Below are 15,481 nucleotides of genomic sequence, written 5' to 3' on the forward strand. Positions count from 1 at the left end.
GGGGGCGCCCCCTGATCGGGCACCGGTGCCGGCCGCCCATTTCAGGGGGGCCGCCACCCCGAGGGGGTGGCGCCCACCGTCATGTGCGGGCCCGGCAACCGCCCCTCAGGGCCTGCGGGCGGAGGTGACGCGGTAGACGTCGTAGACGCCCTCGACGCCCCGTACGGCCTTCAGGACGTGGCCCAGGTGCTTCGGGTCGCCCATCTCGAAGGTGAACCGGGAGGTGGCCACCCGGTCCCGGGAGGTCTGCACGGCCGCCGAGAGGATGTTCACGTGCTGGTCCGACAGGACCCGGGTGACGTCCGACAGCAGCCGGGACCGGTCCAGTGCCTCCACCTGGATGGCGACGAGGAAGACGGAGGATTGGGTGGGTGCCCACTCGACCTCCAGCATCCGCTCGGGCTGCTGGGAGAGGGAGTCCACGTTCACGCAGTCGGCGCGGTGAACCGATACGCCACTGCCGCGCGTCACGAAGCCGATGATCGGGTCGCCCGGCACCGGGGTGCAGCAGCGGGCCAGCTTGACCCAGACGTCGTCGACGCCCTTGACCACCACGCCCGGGTCGGCGCTGCCGCGGCGCTTGGTCCGGCCGCGCGCCGGCGGGATGCTCTCCTCGATGTCCTCGTTGGCGGCCTCCTCGCCGCCGAGGGCCTGCACCAGCTTCTGGACGACGCCCTGCGCGGCCACGTGGCCCTCGCCGATCGCCGCGTAGAGCGAGGAGATGTCGGGGTAGCGCATCTCGTGCGCGAGGGTGACGAGGGAGTCGCCGGTCAGGATCCGCTGGATCGGCAGGTTCTGCTTGCGCATGGCCCGCGCGATGGCGTCCTTGCCGTGCTCGATGGCCTCGTCGCGGCGCTCCTTGGAGAACCAGCCGCGGATCTTGTTGCGGGCCCGCGGGGACTTGACGAAGCCGAGCCAGTCGCGGGACGGGCCAGCGCCCTCGGCCTTGGAGGTGAAGACCTCGACCAGGTCGCCGTTGTCGAGGGTCGATTCGAGCGGCACCAGCCGCCCGTTGACCCGCGCCCCTATGGTGCGGTGGCCGACCTCGGTGTGGACCGCGTAGGCGAAGTCCACCGAAGTGGCGCCCGCGGGCAGCGCGATGACGTCGCCCTTGGGGGTGAAGACGAAGACCTCGTTGCGGGAGAGGTCGAAGCGCAGCGAGTCCAGGAACTCGCCCGGGTCCTCCGTCTCCTTCTGCCAGTCGAGCAACTGCCGCAGCCAGGCCATGTCGTTGACGGTGTCCTGGCCGGCGCTGCCCTTGGCGGCCTGCGGGACGTCGGTGCGGACCTTGGAGGCGCCGGCGACGGTCTGCTGCTTGTACTTCCAGTGCGCGGCGATGCCGTACTCGGCTCGGCGGTGCATGTCGAAGGTGCGGATCTGGAGTTCGACGGGCTTGCCGCTGGGTCCGATGACCGTCGTGTGCAGCGACTGGTACATGTTGAACTTGGGCATCGCGATGTAGTCCTTGAACCGGCCGGGGACCGGGTTCCAGCGCGCGTGCACCGTGCCGAGGGCCGCGTAGCAGTCCCGGACGGTGTCCACGAGGACGCGGATGCCCACCAGGTCGTAGATCTCCGCGAAGTCACGGCCGCGGACGATCATCTTCTGGTAGACGCTGTAGTAGTGCTTGGGGCGGCCGGTGACCGTGGCCTTGATCCGGGCGGCTCTGAGGTCGACCATCACCTCGTCGGTGACGACGGCCAGGTACTCGTCGCGCTTGGGGGCGCGCTCGGCCACCAGGCGCACGATCTCGTCGTACATCTTGGGGTAGAGGATCGCGAAGGCGAGGTCCTCCAGCTCCCACTTGATGGTGTTCATGCCCAGCCGGTGCGCCAGCGGGGCGTAGATCTCCAGCGTCTCGCGGGCCTTCTTCTCCTGCTTCTCCCGCTTGAGGTAGCGCATGGTGCGCATGTTGTGCAGGCGGTCGGCGAGCTTGATGACCAGGACCCGGGGGTCCTTGGCCATGGCCACGACCATCTTGCGCACGGTCTCGGCCTGCGCGGCCTCGCCGAACTTGACCCGGTCGAGCTTGGTGACCCCGTCGACCAGCAGGGCCACGGCGTCGCCGAAGTCGCGGCGGAGCTGTTCGAGGCCGTACTCGGTGTCCTCGACGGTGTCGTGCAGCAGACCCGCCATCAGGGTGGCCGGGTCCATCCCGAGCTCGGCGAGGATGGTGGTCACCGCGAGCGGGTGGGTGATGTAGGGGTCGCCGCTCTTGCGCTTCTGGCCGCGGTGCCACCGCTCGGCCACCTGGTACGCCTGCTCGATCTGGCGCAGCGTCGCCGTCTCGATCTTCGGGTCGTTGCTGCGGACTATGCGGAGCAGGGGTTCCAGTACCGGGTTGTACGGGTTCGAACGCTGCACGCCCAGGCGCGCCAGCCGGGCGCGCACGCGGTTGGACGACCCGGCCGGCCTGGCCGGGGCGGGCTTGGCCGGGGCGGGCTTGACCGGCGGGGCCGGCGGGGGCGTGGCCGCGGCCGCCGCGGCCGGGTCGGCCTGCGGGTCGGGCTGCGCGGCGGAGAGTGGCTGGACCTCGTCTGGCAAGAGCGCTCCTCATGAGGATCCGGGGCCCCGGTCAGGTCCGGATAAACCATGGTAGCGAGGGTTCCGCCGGCCCGTTCTCCGTGGTCGTCCCGCGAGACGCGGCCCCGAGGCCTTTTCCAGCCGGGCGGGGGGCCCGGTCCCCCGCCGGGGCGCCGCACACGAAAGCGGCGGGTGCCGGGGAGGACCCGGACACCCGCCGCTCGGCGTACGAAGGAGCTCAGACCAGGATCAGCGCGTCCAGCGGCGCCCCGTCGAGCGCGGGGACGAGCTTGGCGCGCCCCGGCAGGAACGACAGCTCCATCAGGACGGCCACTCCGGCGACCTCGGCCCCGGCCCGCCGGATCAGGTCCAGCGAGGCCTCGGCGGTGCCGCCGGTGGCCAGGACGTCGTCGATGACCATGACCTTGTCACCGGCCGACAGGTCCTCCGCGTGGACCTCGATCTCCGCGGTGCCGTACTCCAGCTCGTAGGACTGCGCGAGCGTGGCGCCCGGCAGCTTCCCGGCCTTGCGTACGGGGATGAACCCGATGCCCGCCCGGACGGCGACCGGGGCGGCGAGGATGAAGCCCCGCGCCTCCAGCCCGACGATCTTCGTCGCGCCGTACCGGCCGGCCAGCTCCACCAGGGCGTCCGTCAGCGCCGCGAAGGCCTGCGGGTCGGCGAGCAGCGGGGTGATGTCCTTGAACACCACGCCCGGCTTCGGGTAGTCCTGGACGTCCTTGATCCGGCTGAGCAGCAGCTCGCGGACCTCGGGGGAACAGGCGTAGGCGGTCACCGGCGACGCCTCCCCTGGCCGCCCTGGGAGACGACCTGCGGGCTGTCCTCGGAACCGGAGCCCTCGTCGCCCTCGGGGCTCTCGCCCTTGGCCACGGCGGCCGCCCGCTTGGCGAGCACCCGCTTCTTCAGGGCCTTCATCGCCGGCTCGCGCTCCTTCAGGTCCACGACCAGCGGGGTCGCGATGAAGATCGAGGAGTACGCGCCGGCGGCGAGGCCGACGAACAGCGACAGCGAGATGTCGTTGAGCATGCCCGCGCCCAGGAAGCCGCCGCCGATGAACAGCAGGGCTCCGACCGGGAGCAGCGCCACGACGGTGGTGTTGATCGAGCGGACCAGGGTGCCGTTGATGCTGCGGTTGGCGACCTCGCTGAAGGTGAAGCGGGTCTGCTTCGTGATGTCCTTCGAGCCCTCCTTGAGACCGTCGAAGACGACGACGGTGTCGTAGAGGGAGTAGCCGAGGATCGTGAGCAGACCGATCACGGTGCCCGGGGTGACCTCGAAGCCGACCAGCGCGTAGACGCCGACGGTGATGGTGAGGTCGTGGATCAGCGCGATCAGCGCCGCGACCGCCATCCGCCATTCGAAGGCGATGGCGAGGTAGATCACCACGAGGACCATGAAGATCGCCAGGCCGGTCCAGGCCTTGTTGGCGATCTGCTCGCCCCAGCTCGGGCCGACCAGGTCGGCGTTGATCTGGTTCTCGGTGACCTTGAGGTCGGCGGCGAGCGCCTTCTTCACCGAGGCGGCGGAATCGGTGTCCAGACCGGAGATCTGGATGCGCAGACCGCCGGTACCGAGCTGCTGGACGGTCGCGTCGTGGCCGGAGGCCTTCTCCGCGTCCGCCGTCGCCTTGGCGACCGAGACCGTCGTCTTCGGGGTGGTGAAGACGGCACCGCCCTTGAACTCGATGCCCATGTTGAGGCCCTGAACGGCCACGGCCACGATCGCCGTGATGGTGATCAGGATGGAAACGCCGTACCAGACGAAGCGCTTGCCGACGAAGTCGTAGCCGACCTCACCGCGGTACAGCTTGGCGCCGAGATCTCCCAGCTTCGACATCTCTCACGCCTCCTTTGCGTCGACGGGGGCGGGGACGGGACCCGTACGGCGGGACCGGCGCAGCGGCGGCTTGGCGCCCAGACGCTCGGGGTCCAGCCCGGACCACGGATGTCCGCTGGAGAAGAACTTGGTGCGCGCCACCAGGGTCATGATCGGCTTGGTGAAGAAGAACACCACGACCACGTCGAGCAGGGTGGTCAGACCCAGCGTGAAGGCGAAGCCCTGGACCTTGCCGACGGTGACGATGAAGAGCACCGCGGCGGCGAGGAAGGACACGAAGTCGGAGACCAGGATGGTGCGCCGGGCGCGGGGCCAGGCACGCTCGACGGCCGGACGCAGGGTGCGGCCCTCGCGGATCTCGTCCCGGATGCGTTCGAAGTAGACGATGAACGAGTCCGCCGTGATGCCGATGGCCACGATCGCGCCGCAGACGGCCGGCAGGTTCAGGGCGAAGCCGATGCCCTTGCCCAGCAGCGACATGATCGTGTAGGTGAGGACGGCGGAGACCATGAGGCTGACGATGGCGATGAAGGCCAGCCCGCGGTAGTAGACCAGCAGGTAGATCACCACGAGGGCGAGGCCGATGGCGCCGGCGATCAGGCCCGCCTTCAGCTGCTCCCCGCCGAGCGCGGCGGTGACCGTGGTGACGCTGTCCTCCTGGAAGGACAGCGGCAGGGCGCCGTACGACAGCATGTTGCCGAGGTCCTGCGCGGACTGCTGGGTGAAGCCGCCCGAGATCTCGGCGTTGCCGCCGGTCAGGGCCTGGCTGACGGACGGGTCGGAGATGACCTCGCCGTCGAGGACGATCGCGAACTGGTTCTGCGGGGCCTGCTTGGTGGCCAGCTCACCGGTGATCTTGGCGAACTTGTCGGCGCCCTTGTCGGTGAACTGCATCGTGACGATCCACTGACCGCGCTGCTGGTCGATGACGCCCTTGGCGTCCTTCACGTCCTGGCCGTTGACCTGGGCCGGGCCGAGGACCCACTTGCCCCAGAGGTTGCCGCGCTTGCCGCAGGCGAGGATCGGGTCCTCGGGCTTGGCGCCCTTGCCGGCGGCGGCGCGCTGGTCCTCCTTGGTGCAGTCCAGCGCGGCGAACTTCGCCTGCAGGTCGGCCACGGCGGGGTCCACGGGCGGGGTGCTCGGGGCAGGGGTCGCGGGCGGGGTCGTGGCCTTGTCGTCTGCCTTCTTCGACTCGCTCGCCGAGGGCGAGGGAGTGGGGGTGCCCGGGGCCTTGAGGGCCTCGCTGAGCACACGGCCCTGGGAAGTGGCGCTGGACGACGGGGTGGCCGGGGCGGAGGGCTTACCGCTGCCTTCGGCCTTGGGGGCGCCGGAACCGCTGGCGGAGGGGGTCGGGGACCCGCTCGGCTTGGTCTCCGGGGCGACGGGGGCGCCGTCGGCGAAGGCGAGCACGGGGCGGAAGTAGAGCTGGGCGGTGGTACCGACCTGCTCGCGCGCCTGCTGCTCGTTGCTCCCCTTGGGGATGTTCACGATGATGTGGTCGCGGCCCTGGGTCTGGACCTCGGCTTCCGAGACGCCGAGACCGTTGACGCGGCGCTCGATGATGCCGACCGCCGTGTTCATGTTGGTCTCGTTGACCGCGTCCGGCTTGCCGGGCTCGCTCTTGGCCTTGAGCGTGATGCTCGTACCGCCCGCGAGGTCGATGCCCAGGCGGGGGGTCGTCTGCTTCGTGAGGAACATCCCCGCGGTGAGCGCCACCATCGCGATCAGGATGATGGCCAGGGCGCGCCCCGGCCTCCCCTGAGCCCCCGTGGGCCGCCGGCCCTTCTTCGGTGCTGCCACCTTGTCGTTTCTCCCTGTCCAACCGTCCCGCGCCGGGTCAGCGCGCGGACGGCCACGAAATGTGTGGTGGGGACCCCTGCCCCCCGCAGAAGTTCACTGCGGGTACCGCGGTGTCGCCGGTCGGACGCCACCGCGGTACCGGCCGGACGTTACTTGGTGCCGGCGTCGCCGTCGGACTTGCCGTCCTTGGGCTCGTCGCCCTTGGCCTGGTCGCCCTTGGCCTCGTCACCCTTGCCCAGGTCGAGCTTGGGGGCCTCGCCCGCGTCGCCGTCCTTCGACAGGTCGGCCTTCGGGGCGTCGGCCTCGGTCAGCGAGGAGGCGTCGTCCGGGACGACCGGCGTGTCGAGGGTCAGGTCCTCGGTGGTGCCGTGGACGATGCGGTTGTACTCCTCGTCCTCCAGCACGGCGCCGATGGAGTTCTTCGCGTAGATGGCGTGGACGCCGGGAGCCACCTCAAGGGTGACGGTGTCGTCACCGATCTCCTTCACCGTGGCGTACATGCCGCCGATGGTGCGGACGCCGGTGCCGGGCGACATTTCGTTGCGCATCTGCGCGGCCGCCTGCTGCTTCTTCTTGGCGGAGCGGGTCATCAGGAACATCGCCCCGATGAGCACGATGAACGGGAGGAGTGTCACGAGATTCACGGGACGGAGATCCTTCGCACGACCGCACGGGAGACGGCCAATTTCTACGGGGGTGGGCACGCCGACCCGAAGGGTCGGCATCGGCGGAGTCTAGGCGAGTCCGCACCGATGGAACAACGCCCAGCATGGCACCGCAGTTCCTGACCGGGGAAACGCCCGCGCCGTCAGGCCCCGAACAAGCCCTGTTGTCCCCTTGGTCCGCCGCCGGCCTGCTGCGGGGGGACAAGCCCCAGGTGAGCCCATGCGGCGGGGGTGGCGACCCGCCCGCGCGGGGTGCGCGCCAGCAGGCCCTCACGGACCAGGAAGGGTTCGGCCACTTCCTCGACGGTCTCCCGCTCCTCGCCGACCGCCACCGCGAGGGTGGACAGGCCGACGGGGCCGCCGCCGAACAGCTTGAGCAGGGCTTCCAGCACCGCCCGGTCCAGCCGGTCCAGCCCGCGCGCGTCCACCTCGTAGACCTGGAGGGCGGTTCCGGCCACCTCGCGGGTGATCACCCCGTCGGCCCGCACCTGGGCGTAGTCGCGGACGCGGCGCAGGAGGCGGTTGGCGATGCGGGGCGTGCCGCGGGAGCGGCCGGCGATCTCCGCGGCGCCGGCGGTGTCGATCTCCACGTCGAGGAGGCGGGCGGAGCGGTGGACGACCCGCTCCAGCTCCTCGGGGGCGTAGAACTCCATGTGGCCGGTGAAGCCGAAACGGTCCCGCAGCGGCGGGGGCAGCAGGCCGGCCCGGGTCGTCGCCCCGACGAGGGTGAAGGGCGGCAGCTCCAGCGGGATGGCGGTCGCCCCGGGGCCCTTGCCGACGATCACGTCGACGCGGAAGTCCTCCATGGCCATGTACAGCATCTCCTCGGCGGGCCGGGACATGCGGTGGATCTCGTCGAGGAAGAGGACCTCGCCCTCCTGGAGGGAGGAGAGGATCGCGGCGAGGTCGCCGGCGTGCTGGATGGCCGGGCCGGAGGTGATCCGGATCGGCGCCCCCATCTCCGCGGCGATGATCATGGAAAGGGTGGTCTTGCCGAGGCCGGGCGCGCCGGAGAGCAGGACGTGGTCGGCGGTGGCGCCGCGCTGCTTCGCCGCCTTGAGGACGAGGTCGAGCTGCTGGCGGACCTTCTCCTGGCCGACGAACTCACCGAGGTCCTTGGGGCGCAGGGCCGCCTCGACGGCGGTGTCCTCGCCGTCGGCGCCGGCCGCGACGAGGCGGTCCGGCTCGGGGGTGTCGGTCTCGTCGTACCCGTTCACGGTGTCAGTCTGCCTTCTCGGTCTTCACGGTCGGTGCGGTGTGCGGGGCCCGGCGGGGCCCGGGACGGCGGGCCCCGGGCGGCGGGCTGCGGTCAGCGGGCGCGGTTGAGGGACTGGAGGGCGGCGCGCAGCAGCTGCGGTACGGGCGCGGAGCCGCCGGCGGCGATGGCCTCCTCGGCCTGCGGGGTCACGGCAGAGACCGCCTCCTCCGCGTCCCGGGCGGCGTAGCCGAGACCGATCAGGGCGGCCTGGAGCTGTTCGGTCCAGGGCGCCGGACCTGTGGCGACGGCCCTCTGGGCGCCCACGAGGCCGCTGGCTCCCAGCGGGGCGCCGAGCTTGTCCTTGAGCTCCAGGAGCAGCTTCTGGGCGCCCTTCTTGCCGATTCCGGGCACCGCCGTCAGGGCCTTCTCGTCGCCCGTGGAGACGGCGAGGCGCAGCGCGTCGGGGCTGTGCACGCCGAGCATGGCCTGGGCCAGCCGGGGCCCGACGCCGCTGGCGGTCTGGAGGAGCTCGAAGACCTGGCGTTCGTCGTCGTCGGCGAAGCCGTAGAGGGTCAGCGAGTCCTCGCGCACGACCAGGGAGGTGGCCAGCCGGGCCGGATCACCGATCCGCAGGCCCGCGATCGTGTTCGGCGCGCACTGCACGGCCATGCCGACCCCGCCGACCTCGATCACGGCGAGGGTGGGGGCGAGTGCGGCGACCTGGCCGCTGACGAAGGCGATCATCGGGTACGGCCTTTCGAGGCGGCGTGCAGCGCGGCCGCCTGCTGGAGTCGGTTCTGGGCGGGGGCCCGCCAGATGTGGCAGATGGCGAGGGCGAGGGCATCGGCGGCATCGGCCGGTTTCGGCGGGGCGGCCAGCCGCAGCAGCCGGGTCACCATGGCTCCGACCTGCGCCTTGTCGGCCCGGCCGGTGCCGGTGACGGCGGCCTTGACCTCGCTGGGGGTGTGCAGGGCGACCGGTATCCCGCGGCGCGCCGCGCAGAGCATGGCGACGGCGCTGGCCTGGGCGGTGCCCATCACGGTGCTGACGTTGTGCTGGCTGAAGACCCGCTCCACGGCGACGACCTCGGGGCGGTACGTGTCGAGCCACTCCTCGATGCCCCGCTCGACGGCGACGAGCCGGTCCCCCAGCTCGGCGTCCGCGGGCGTGCGCACGACACCGACGCCGAGCATGGTCAGCGGCCGCCCGGCGACCCCCTCGACCACCCCGACGCCACACCGCGTCAGGCCCGGGTCAACGCCGAGTACGCGCACCGTACCCCCCTCACTCGATCGCCTGTCCGTGTCCGTGCAGGCTATCCGGCACCACTGACAAAGGACGGGCCGACAGGGTGTGTCCTGTCGGCCCGTCCAAAACAGCAACCATCAATTGAGCAACCCGAACGGCGAGCAACCACATCCGCGAGAGCGGCGGCGGTTCAGCCGCAAGGAGGGGATCAGGCGTCGACCTTCTCCATGACCTCGTCGGAGACGTCGAAGTTGGCGAAGACGTTCTGCACGTCGTCGCTGTCCTCCAGCGCGTCGATCAGCTTGAAGATCTTGCGCGCGCCCTCTTCGTCCAGTTCGACCTGCATGGTCGGGACGAAGCTGGAGTCGGCCGAGTCGTAGTCGATGCCGGCCTCCTGCAGCGCCGTGCGGACCGCGACCATGTCGGTGGCCTCGCTGATGATCTCGAACTGGTCGCCGAGGTCGTTGACCTCCTCGGCACCGGCCTCCAGCACGGTCTCCAGGACGTCGTCCTCGGAGAGCTCGCCCTTGGGCAGGAGAACGACACCCTTGCGGTTGAACAGGTACGAGACCGAGCCCGGGTCCGCCATGGAGCCGCCGTTGCGGGTCATGGCGACGCGGACGTCGGAGGCGGCGCGGTTGCGGTTGTCGGTGAGGCACTCGATGAGCACCGCGACACCGTTCGGGCCGTAGCCTTCGTACATGATCGTCTCGTAGTCGGCGCCGCCGGCCTCGAGGCCGCCGCCGCGCTTGACCGCGGAGTCGATGTTCTTGTTCGGGACCGAGCTCTTCTTGGCCTTCTGAACGGCGTCGTAGAGCGTCGGGTTGCCGTCGATGTCGGCACCGCCCATACGGGCCGCGACCTCGATGTTCTTGATCAGCTTCGCGAAGAGCTTGCCGCGCTTGGCATCGATCACGGCCTTCTTGTGCTTCGTCGTAGCCCATTTAGAGTGGCCGGACATCCGCCTGTCTCCTTCGCGTAACCAACAGTGTTCGTCCCCGATCCTACCGGGAGCCGGTCAGAGCCCGGCGCGCACCATGTCGACGAAGTACGCGTGGACCCGGTCGTCCCCGGTCAGTTCGGGATGGAACGAGGTCGCCAGGACATTACCCTGACGCACGGCGACCGTGTGACCCTCGTACGTGGCGAGCACCTCGGCGGTGGCGCCGACCGACTCCACCCACGGGGCGCGGATGAAGACGCCCTCGACGGGGCCGCCCGCTATGCCCGCAAAGTCGATCTTCGCTTCGAAGGACTCGTTCTGGCGGCCGAAGGCGTTGCGGCGCACGATCATGTCGATGCCGCCGAGCGTCTCCTGGTCGTCACGGCCGTCGAGCAGCTTGTCGGCGAGCATGATCATGCCGGCGCAGGTGCCGTAGACGGGCATGCCCGACCGGACGCGCTCGCGCAGCGGCTCCAGCATGCCGAACAGCACGGCGAGCTTCGACATGGTCGTCGACTCGCCGCCGGGGATCACCAGGGCGTCGACCTCGGCGAGCTCCTCGGGGCGCCGGACCGGCCTGGCCACGGCGTCCGCCGCGGCCAGGGCGATCAGGTGCTCCCGTACGTCGCCCTGGAGGGCCAGGACACCGATCACGGGGGTGGTCATGTCCGACTACCAGCCGCGGTTGGCGTAGCGCTCGGCCTCGGGGAGGGTGTCGCAGTTGATGCCGACCATGGCCTCGCCCAGGTTGCGGGAGGCGTCCGCGATGACCTTCGGGTCGTCGTAGAAGGTGGTGGCCTTCACGATGGCGGCGGCGCGCTTGGCCGGGTCGCCCGACTTGAAGATGCCGGAGCCGACGAAGACGCCCTCGGCACCGAGCTGGCGCATCAGCGCGGCGTCGGCGGGGGTGGCGACGCCACCGGCGGAGAACAGCACGACCGGGAGCTTGCCGAGCTCGGCGACCTCCTTGACGAGCTCGTACGGGGCGCGCAGCTCCTTGGCGGCGGCGAACAGCTCGTTGTTGTCGTAGCCGCGCAGGCGGGCGATCTCGTTCTTGATCTGGCGCAGGTGGCGGACGGCCTCGACGACGTTGCCGGTGCCGGCCTCACCCTTGGAGCGGATCATGGCCGCGCCCTCGGCGATGCGGCGCAGGGCCTCGCCCAGGTTGGTGGCGCCACAGACGAAGGGGGTGGTGAACGCCCACTTGTCGGAGTGGTTGACCTCGTCGGCCGGGGTCAGGACCTCGGACTCGTCGATGTAGTCGACGCCGAGGGACTGCAGGACCTGGGCCTCGACGAAGTGGCCGATGCGGGACTTGGCCATGACCGGGATGGAGACGGCCTCGATGATCTCTTCGATCATGTTCGGGTCCGACATGCGCGCGACGCCGCCGTCCTTGCGGATGTCGGCGGGGACCCGCTCCAGGGCCATGACGGCCACGGCGCCGGCGTCCTCGGCGATCTTCGCCTGCTCGGCGTTGACCACGTCCATGATCACGCCGCCCTTGAGCTGCTCGGCCATGCCGCGCTTGACGCGGGAGGTGCCGATGGCCGACTCAGCGGACTGGGAAGAGGGGGGAAGCGTGCTCACGGGTTGACCTCACTCGAAAGGAAGACGGGTACTACTGGGCTGAGAAAACCCCACGGACCAGTCCACTGCAAGGGCCAATCTGGAGCCGGTGGCCTCTCGACTTGTCCCCCGCGGCACTGGCCGGACCCGCCCGCGCCTATGCGGGACGGTCCGCCAAGTCCACCGGAGGCTCATCGTCCATTTCGAAGGCGAGCGGGAACGGGGCGTGTCCCGCCAGTCTGAACCACCGCACCTTGCGGTGGGTGCGCAGCGCGCGGGCGGCCCGTACGGCGTCGTTGAGGAACCGCCGCGCCATCGGCACCCGGCGCACGGCCGCCGCCAGGTCCTCGGCCGCCGCCTCTCCCCCGGGAGCCGCCTTGAGCACCTCCACCTGGTCGGCGTCCGCGAACACCGCGCGCAGCGCCTGGCTGAGCTCGCTCTCGGCGACCTCCCGCTGCTCCTCCTCGGCCTGCCGGGCCGCGTGGGCGGCCTCGTACAGCACGAGCGAGGAGGCGGGGTCCAGCGCCCCCGAGGTGGCCACCTCCAGCACCACGGAGGCGCGCCGCACGAGCTGCGCGTCGAGGGCGGCCCGGGCGGCGTCCATCCGCGTGTGCAGCCGGTCCAGCCGCCCGGCGGTCCAACTGAGGTAGACCCCGACGACACCGAGCGCCACCGCGATCCAGACAAGGTTTTCGATCACGGGCCGCGACACTACCGGCTACGGGAGGCCGTTCGCTCAGCCGTCCCGCGAGAAGCCGAGGCGGGTGCGGAGGGGGATGCGTTCGTCGGCGGCCACCGCGGCCGCGCCGTCGGTCACCGTCTCGTAGACGGCCAGGATGTCCGCGCCGACCGTCGACCAGTCGAACCGCCGCACGTGGGCCGAGCCGCGGGCGCTCAGCTCCGCGCGCCGGTCCGGGTCGCGGAGCAGGGCGACGGCGGCCGTCGCCAGCGAGTTCGCGTCCTCGTTGGCGAAGAGCTCCCCCGCCGCGCCCTGGTCCAGGACCTGGGCGAAGGCGTCGAGGTCCGAGGCCAGGACGGCCGCTCCGGCGGAGAGGGCCTCGACCAGGATGATCCCGAAGCTCTCGCCGCCGGTGTTGGGGGCGACGTAGACGTCCACGCTGCGCAGCAGGCGCGCCTTGTCCTCGTCGGAGACCATGCCGAGGAACTCCACCCGGGAGCGCAGTTCCGCGGGGAGGGAGGCCACGGCCTCCTCCTCGTCGCCCCGGCCCGCGACGAGCAGCCGTACGTCCGGGCACTGCTCGGCGATGGCCGGGAAGGCCGCCATCAGCACCGGCAGGCCCTTGCGGGGTTCGTCGATGCGGCCGATGAAGCCCAGGGTCCGGCCGGACCAGTCGGGGTTCGGGTCGGCCTTGGCGAAGAAGTCCACGTCGACGCCGTTGGGGATGACCACGGCGTCCCCGCCGAGGTGTTCCACCAGCGTGCGCCGGGCGTACTCGCTCACCGCGATCCGCGCGCTGATCTTCTCCAGCGCCGGCTGGAGGATCGGGTACGCGGCGATCATCGCCCGCGAGCGGGGGTTGGAGGTGTGGAAGGTCGCCACGATCGGGCCCTGGGCCGCCCAGCAGGACAGCAGCCCGAGGGAGGGCGAGGCGGGCTCGTGGATGTGGATCACGTCGAAGACGCCGTCGTGCAGCCAGCGGCGTACGCGGGCGGCCGAGAGGAAGCCGAAGTTCAGCCGGGCGACCGAGCCGTTGTAGGGCACCGGCACCGCCCGTCCCGCCGAGACCACGTAGGGGGGCAGCGGGGTCTCGTCGTCCGCCGGCGCCAGGACCGACACCTCGTGGCCGAGGCGGATCAGGTGCTCGGCCAGATCGCGGATGTGGAACTGGACGCCGCCCGGCACGTCCCACGAGTACGGGCACACGATGCCGATCTTCACTACGGGCGCTCCTCCAGGTCGTCGAGCCACAGGCGCTGCAGCATGTGCCAGTCCTCCGGGTGGGCGGCGATGCCCCAGGCGAAGGCGTCCGCGAGCGCCTGGGTCATGACCGAGGTCTTCTCGGTGCGCGTCCCCGTGCCGGGCACCTCCACCTCGGGGTGGATCCGGCCGTGCATCACCGGGGTGTCGCCGTAGTGCAGGGTCGCCGGGAGCAGTACGGCGCCGGTCTGCTGGGCCAGCAGGGCCGGGCCCGCAGGCATCCGGGTCCTGGCGCCGAAGAAGTCCACCTCGACCCCCGAGGCCGACAGGTCCCGGTCCGCGACCAGGCAGACCATCCCGCCGGAGCGCAGCCGCCGGGCCAGGGTGCCGAAGGCGGCGCCGCCGCTGTGCGGCAGGACCTCCATGCCCAGGCTCTCGCGGTAGGCCACGAAGCGGTCGTACAGCGACTCGGGCTTGAGCCGCTCGGCGACCGTGGTGAACGGGACCCCGATGTGGCCGATGGCCCAGGCTCCCGCGAGGTCCCAGTTGGCCAGGTGCGGCAGGGCCACGATCACCCCGCGGCCGGTGGCGAGGGCCTCGCGCAGGAGGTTCTCGTCCTGGAAGCGGACGTCCGTGCTGAACCGCTTCGGGTCCATCGTCGGCAGCCGGAAGGATTCCATCCAGTACCGCATGTACGAGCGCATGCCGGCGTGCGAGAGCTCGCGCAGCCGCTCGGGGGTCGCGTCCGGCACCACCCGCGCCAGGTTCGACTCCAGGCGCAGCACGCTCTTGCCGCGCCGTTTCCAGGCCACGTCGGCGATCTTGCGGCCGAGGGCCACGGCGGCCGGTTCGGGGAGCTTCTTGACGCCGGCCCAGCCGAGCCCGTACAGGCCGTCGACCAGCTTGTCCTGTGCCTTGCCCATCAGGCGGTACCACCCTCGGACCCGGCCGTGGCCTCGGCGTCGGCCTCGGCGGCCTCCCGGCGTACGGTGACCACCCGCTGGATCAGGGTGACGAGCGAGCCCGCCGCCACGACCCACAGGGCGATCGGCAGCAGCACGCCGATCCAGGAGGGGACGCCGAAGGTCTGGAGCCCGGACAGGCCGGCCGCGACCAGGGAGATCACCAGTCGCTCGGCGCGTTCGATGAGCCCGTTGACGGCGACCGGCAGCCCGATCGACTCGCCGCGGGCCTTCGTGTACGAGACCACCTGGCCGCTGGCCAGGCAGAAGATCGCCACTGCGCACAGCGCGTTGTCGTTCCCGTCGCCCGCGTACCAGAGCGCGAGGCCGCCGAAGATCGCCGCGTCGGCCACCCGGTCGAGGGTGGAGTCGAGGAAGGCGCCCCACCGGCTGGAGACCCCGGCCTGGCGGGCCATGTTCCCGTCCACCAGGTCGGAGAACACGAAGAGGGTGATGGTGATCGTGCCCCAGAAGAACTCGCCCCGGGGGAAGAAGACCAGCGCTCCGGCCACCACTCCGGCGGTGCCGATGAGGGTGACCGCGTCCGGGCTCACCCCCCGACGGAGGAGAAACGCGGCGAACGGCGTGAGAACACGCGTGAAGAATGCACGCGCGTACTTGTTCAGCATGGCCTTCCCGGAGGGTCGCTGGGCCGCGCGGCCACCTCGGCCACCGGCTGGCCCATCGTAGCCAGCGCCCCGGGCCCGTCACGCCGCGCACCCACCGGTTCGCGCCGCGCAATCCGGCCGCCGGGCCACCGTCACGCTCCGGACAGTCGCCGGTACGACGTATGGACGCAGTGTGACACCGGTGCAAAGCTCGAAGGACCCCGATCAC

General features: G+C 71.1%; 15 protein-coding genes. All 15 read right to left on the reverse strand.

The window, feature by feature from the left end; all coding sequences use genetic code 11:
* Nucleotides 1-105: 105 nt before the first annotated feature.
* Nucleotides 106-2,544 (reverse strand): bifunctional (p)ppGpp synthetase/guanosine-3',5'-bis(diphosphate) 3'-pyrophosphohydrolase, encoded by a 2,439-nt coding sequence (locus tag ABZW32_RS29455; protein ID WP_356221514.1) that lies wholly within the window; start codon nt 2,542-2,544, stop codon nt 106-108.
* Nucleotides 2,545-2,761: 217 nt separating this feature from the next.
* A complete protein-coding gene (locus tag ABZW32_RS29460) occupies nt 2,762-3,319 on the reverse strand; it encodes an adenine phosphoribosyltransferase (protein ID WP_356221517.1) in 558 nt (185 codons plus the stop codon).
* A complete protein-coding gene (gene secF / locus ABZW32_RS29465; RefSeq protein WP_356221520.1) occupies nt 3,316-4,380 on the reverse strand; it encodes a protein translocase subunit SecF in 1,065 nt (354 codons plus the stop codon). Before secF ends, ABZW32_RS29460 begins: the two co-directional genes overlap by 4 nt.
* Nucleotides 4,381-4,383: 3 nt before the next feature.
* Entirely contained in the window at nt 4,384-6,180 is a 1,797-nt protein-coding gene (secD, locus tag ABZW32_RS29470; protein WP_356221523.1) for a protein translocase subunit SecD, read from the reverse strand.
* Between the two features lie 149 nt (nt 6,181-6,329).
* The gene (gene yajC / locus ABZW32_RS29475; RefSeq protein ID WP_356221526.1) at nt 6,330-6,824 is read right to left on the reverse strand and encodes a preprotein translocase subunit YajC; all 495 of its coding nucleotides are present in this window, start codon (nt 6,822-6,824) and stop codon (nt 6,330-6,332) included.
* A 164-nt stretch (nt 6,825-6,988) separates the two neighbouring features.
* Nucleotides 6,989-8,062, reverse strand: coding sequence for a Holliday junction branch migration DNA helicase RuvB (ruvB, locus tag ABZW32_RS29480; protein ID WP_356221529.1), 1,074 nt, complete (start codon nt 8,060-8,062; stop codon nt 6,989-6,991).
* Nucleotides 8,063-8,154: 92 nt separating this feature from the next.
* Nucleotides 8,155-8,787 carry a Holliday junction branch migration protein RuvA gene (gene ruvA / locus ABZW32_RS29485; RefSeq protein WP_356221531.1) on the reverse strand — a complete coding sequence of 211 codons (633 nt, stop codon included), beginning with the start codon at nt 8,785-8,787 and terminating at the stop codon, nt 8,155-8,157.
* Nucleotides 8,784-9,317, reverse strand: coding sequence for a crossover junction endodeoxyribonuclease RuvC (ruvC, locus tag ABZW32_RS29490; RefSeq protein WP_356221533.1), 534 nt, complete (start codon nt 9,315-9,317; stop codon nt 8,784-8,786). Before ruvC ends, ruvA begins: the two co-directional genes overlap by 4 nt.
* Nucleotides 9,318-9,499: 182 nt before the next feature.
* Nucleotides 9,500-10,252: a YebC/PmpR family DNA-binding transcriptional regulator gene (locus tag ABZW32_RS29495; RefSeq protein ID WP_030233895.1), complete on the reverse strand. Its 753-nt coding sequence runs from the start codon at nt 10,250-10,252 to the stop codon at nt 9,500-9,502.
* Nucleotides 10,253-10,309: 57 nt separating this feature from the next.
* A complete protein-coding gene (gene pdxT / locus ABZW32_RS29500) occupies nt 10,310-10,900 on the reverse strand; it encodes a pyridoxal 5'-phosphate synthase glutaminase subunit PdxT (RefSeq protein WP_356221536.1) in 591 nt (196 codons plus the stop codon).
* 6 nt (nt 10,901-10,906) lie between these two features.
* Nucleotides 10,907-11,824, reverse strand: coding sequence for a pyridoxal 5'-phosphate synthase lyase subunit PdxS (gene pdxS / locus ABZW32_RS29505; protein ID WP_356221539.1), 918 nt, complete (start codon nt 11,822-11,824; stop codon nt 10,907-10,909).
* Nucleotides 11,825-11,960: 136 nt separating this feature from the next.
* Nucleotides 11,961-12,503, reverse strand: coding sequence for a hypothetical protein (locus ABZW32_RS29510; RefSeq protein WP_356221542.1), 543 nt, complete (start codon nt 12,501-12,503; stop codon nt 11,961-11,963).
* Nucleotides 12,504-12,539: 36 nt separating this feature from the next.
* A complete protein-coding gene (locus ABZW32_RS29515) occupies nt 12,540-13,703 on the reverse strand; it encodes a glycosyltransferase family 4 protein (protein ID WP_356221545.1) in 1,164 nt (387 codons plus the stop codon).
* On the reverse strand, nt 13,703-14,605 hold the full coding sequence (locus ABZW32_RS29520) for a phosphatidylinositol mannoside acyltransferase (RefSeq protein WP_356221548.1): 903 nt from the start codon (nt 14,603-14,605) through the stop codon (nt 13,703-13,705). Before ABZW32_RS29520 ends, ABZW32_RS29515 begins: the two co-directional genes overlap by 1 nt.
* Nucleotides 14,605-15,273 carry a phosphatidylinositol phosphate synthase gene (gene pgsA / locus ABZW32_RS29525; RefSeq protein ID WP_356221550.1) on the reverse strand — a complete coding sequence of 223 codons (669 nt, stop codon included), beginning with the start codon at nt 15,271-15,273 and terminating at the stop codon, nt 14,605-14,607. The genes ABZW32_RS29520 and pgsA overlap by 1 nt, the downstream gene beginning before the upstream one ends.
* Nucleotides 15,274-15,481: the final 208 nt, after the last annotated feature.

Origin of the sequence: Streptomyces sp. NPDC004667, assembly GCF_040609475.1 — a bacterium.
In the GTDB taxonomy this organism is placed as follows: domain Bacteria; phylum Actinomycetota; class Actinomycetes; order Streptomycetales; family Streptomycetaceae; genus Streptomyces.

Coding starts and splice junctions, on each gene's coding strand:
- secF (WP_356221520.1), bottom strand. CDS start 4,380: ATGTCGAAGCTGGGAGATCTCGGCGCCAAGCTGTACCGCGGTGAGGTC.
- ABZW32_RS29495 (WP_030233895.1), bottom strand. CDS start 10,252: ATGTCCGGCCACTCTAAATGGGCTACGACGAAGCACAAGAAGGCCGTG.
- pdxT (WP_356221536.1), bottom strand. CDS start 10,900: ATGACCACCCCCGTGATCGGTGTCCTGGCCCTCCAGGGCGACGTACGG.
- pgsA (WP_356221550.1), bottom strand. CDS start 15,273: ATGCTGAACAAGTACGCGCGTGCATTCTTCACGCGTGTTCTCACGCCG.
- ABZW32_RS29520 (WP_356221548.1), bottom strand. CDS start 14,605: ATGGGCAAGGCACAGGACAAGCTGGTCGACGGCCTGTACGGGCTCGGC.
- ruvA (WP_356221531.1), bottom strand. CDS start 8,787: ATGATCGCCTTCGTCAGCGGCCAGGTCGCCGCACTCGCCCCCACCCTC.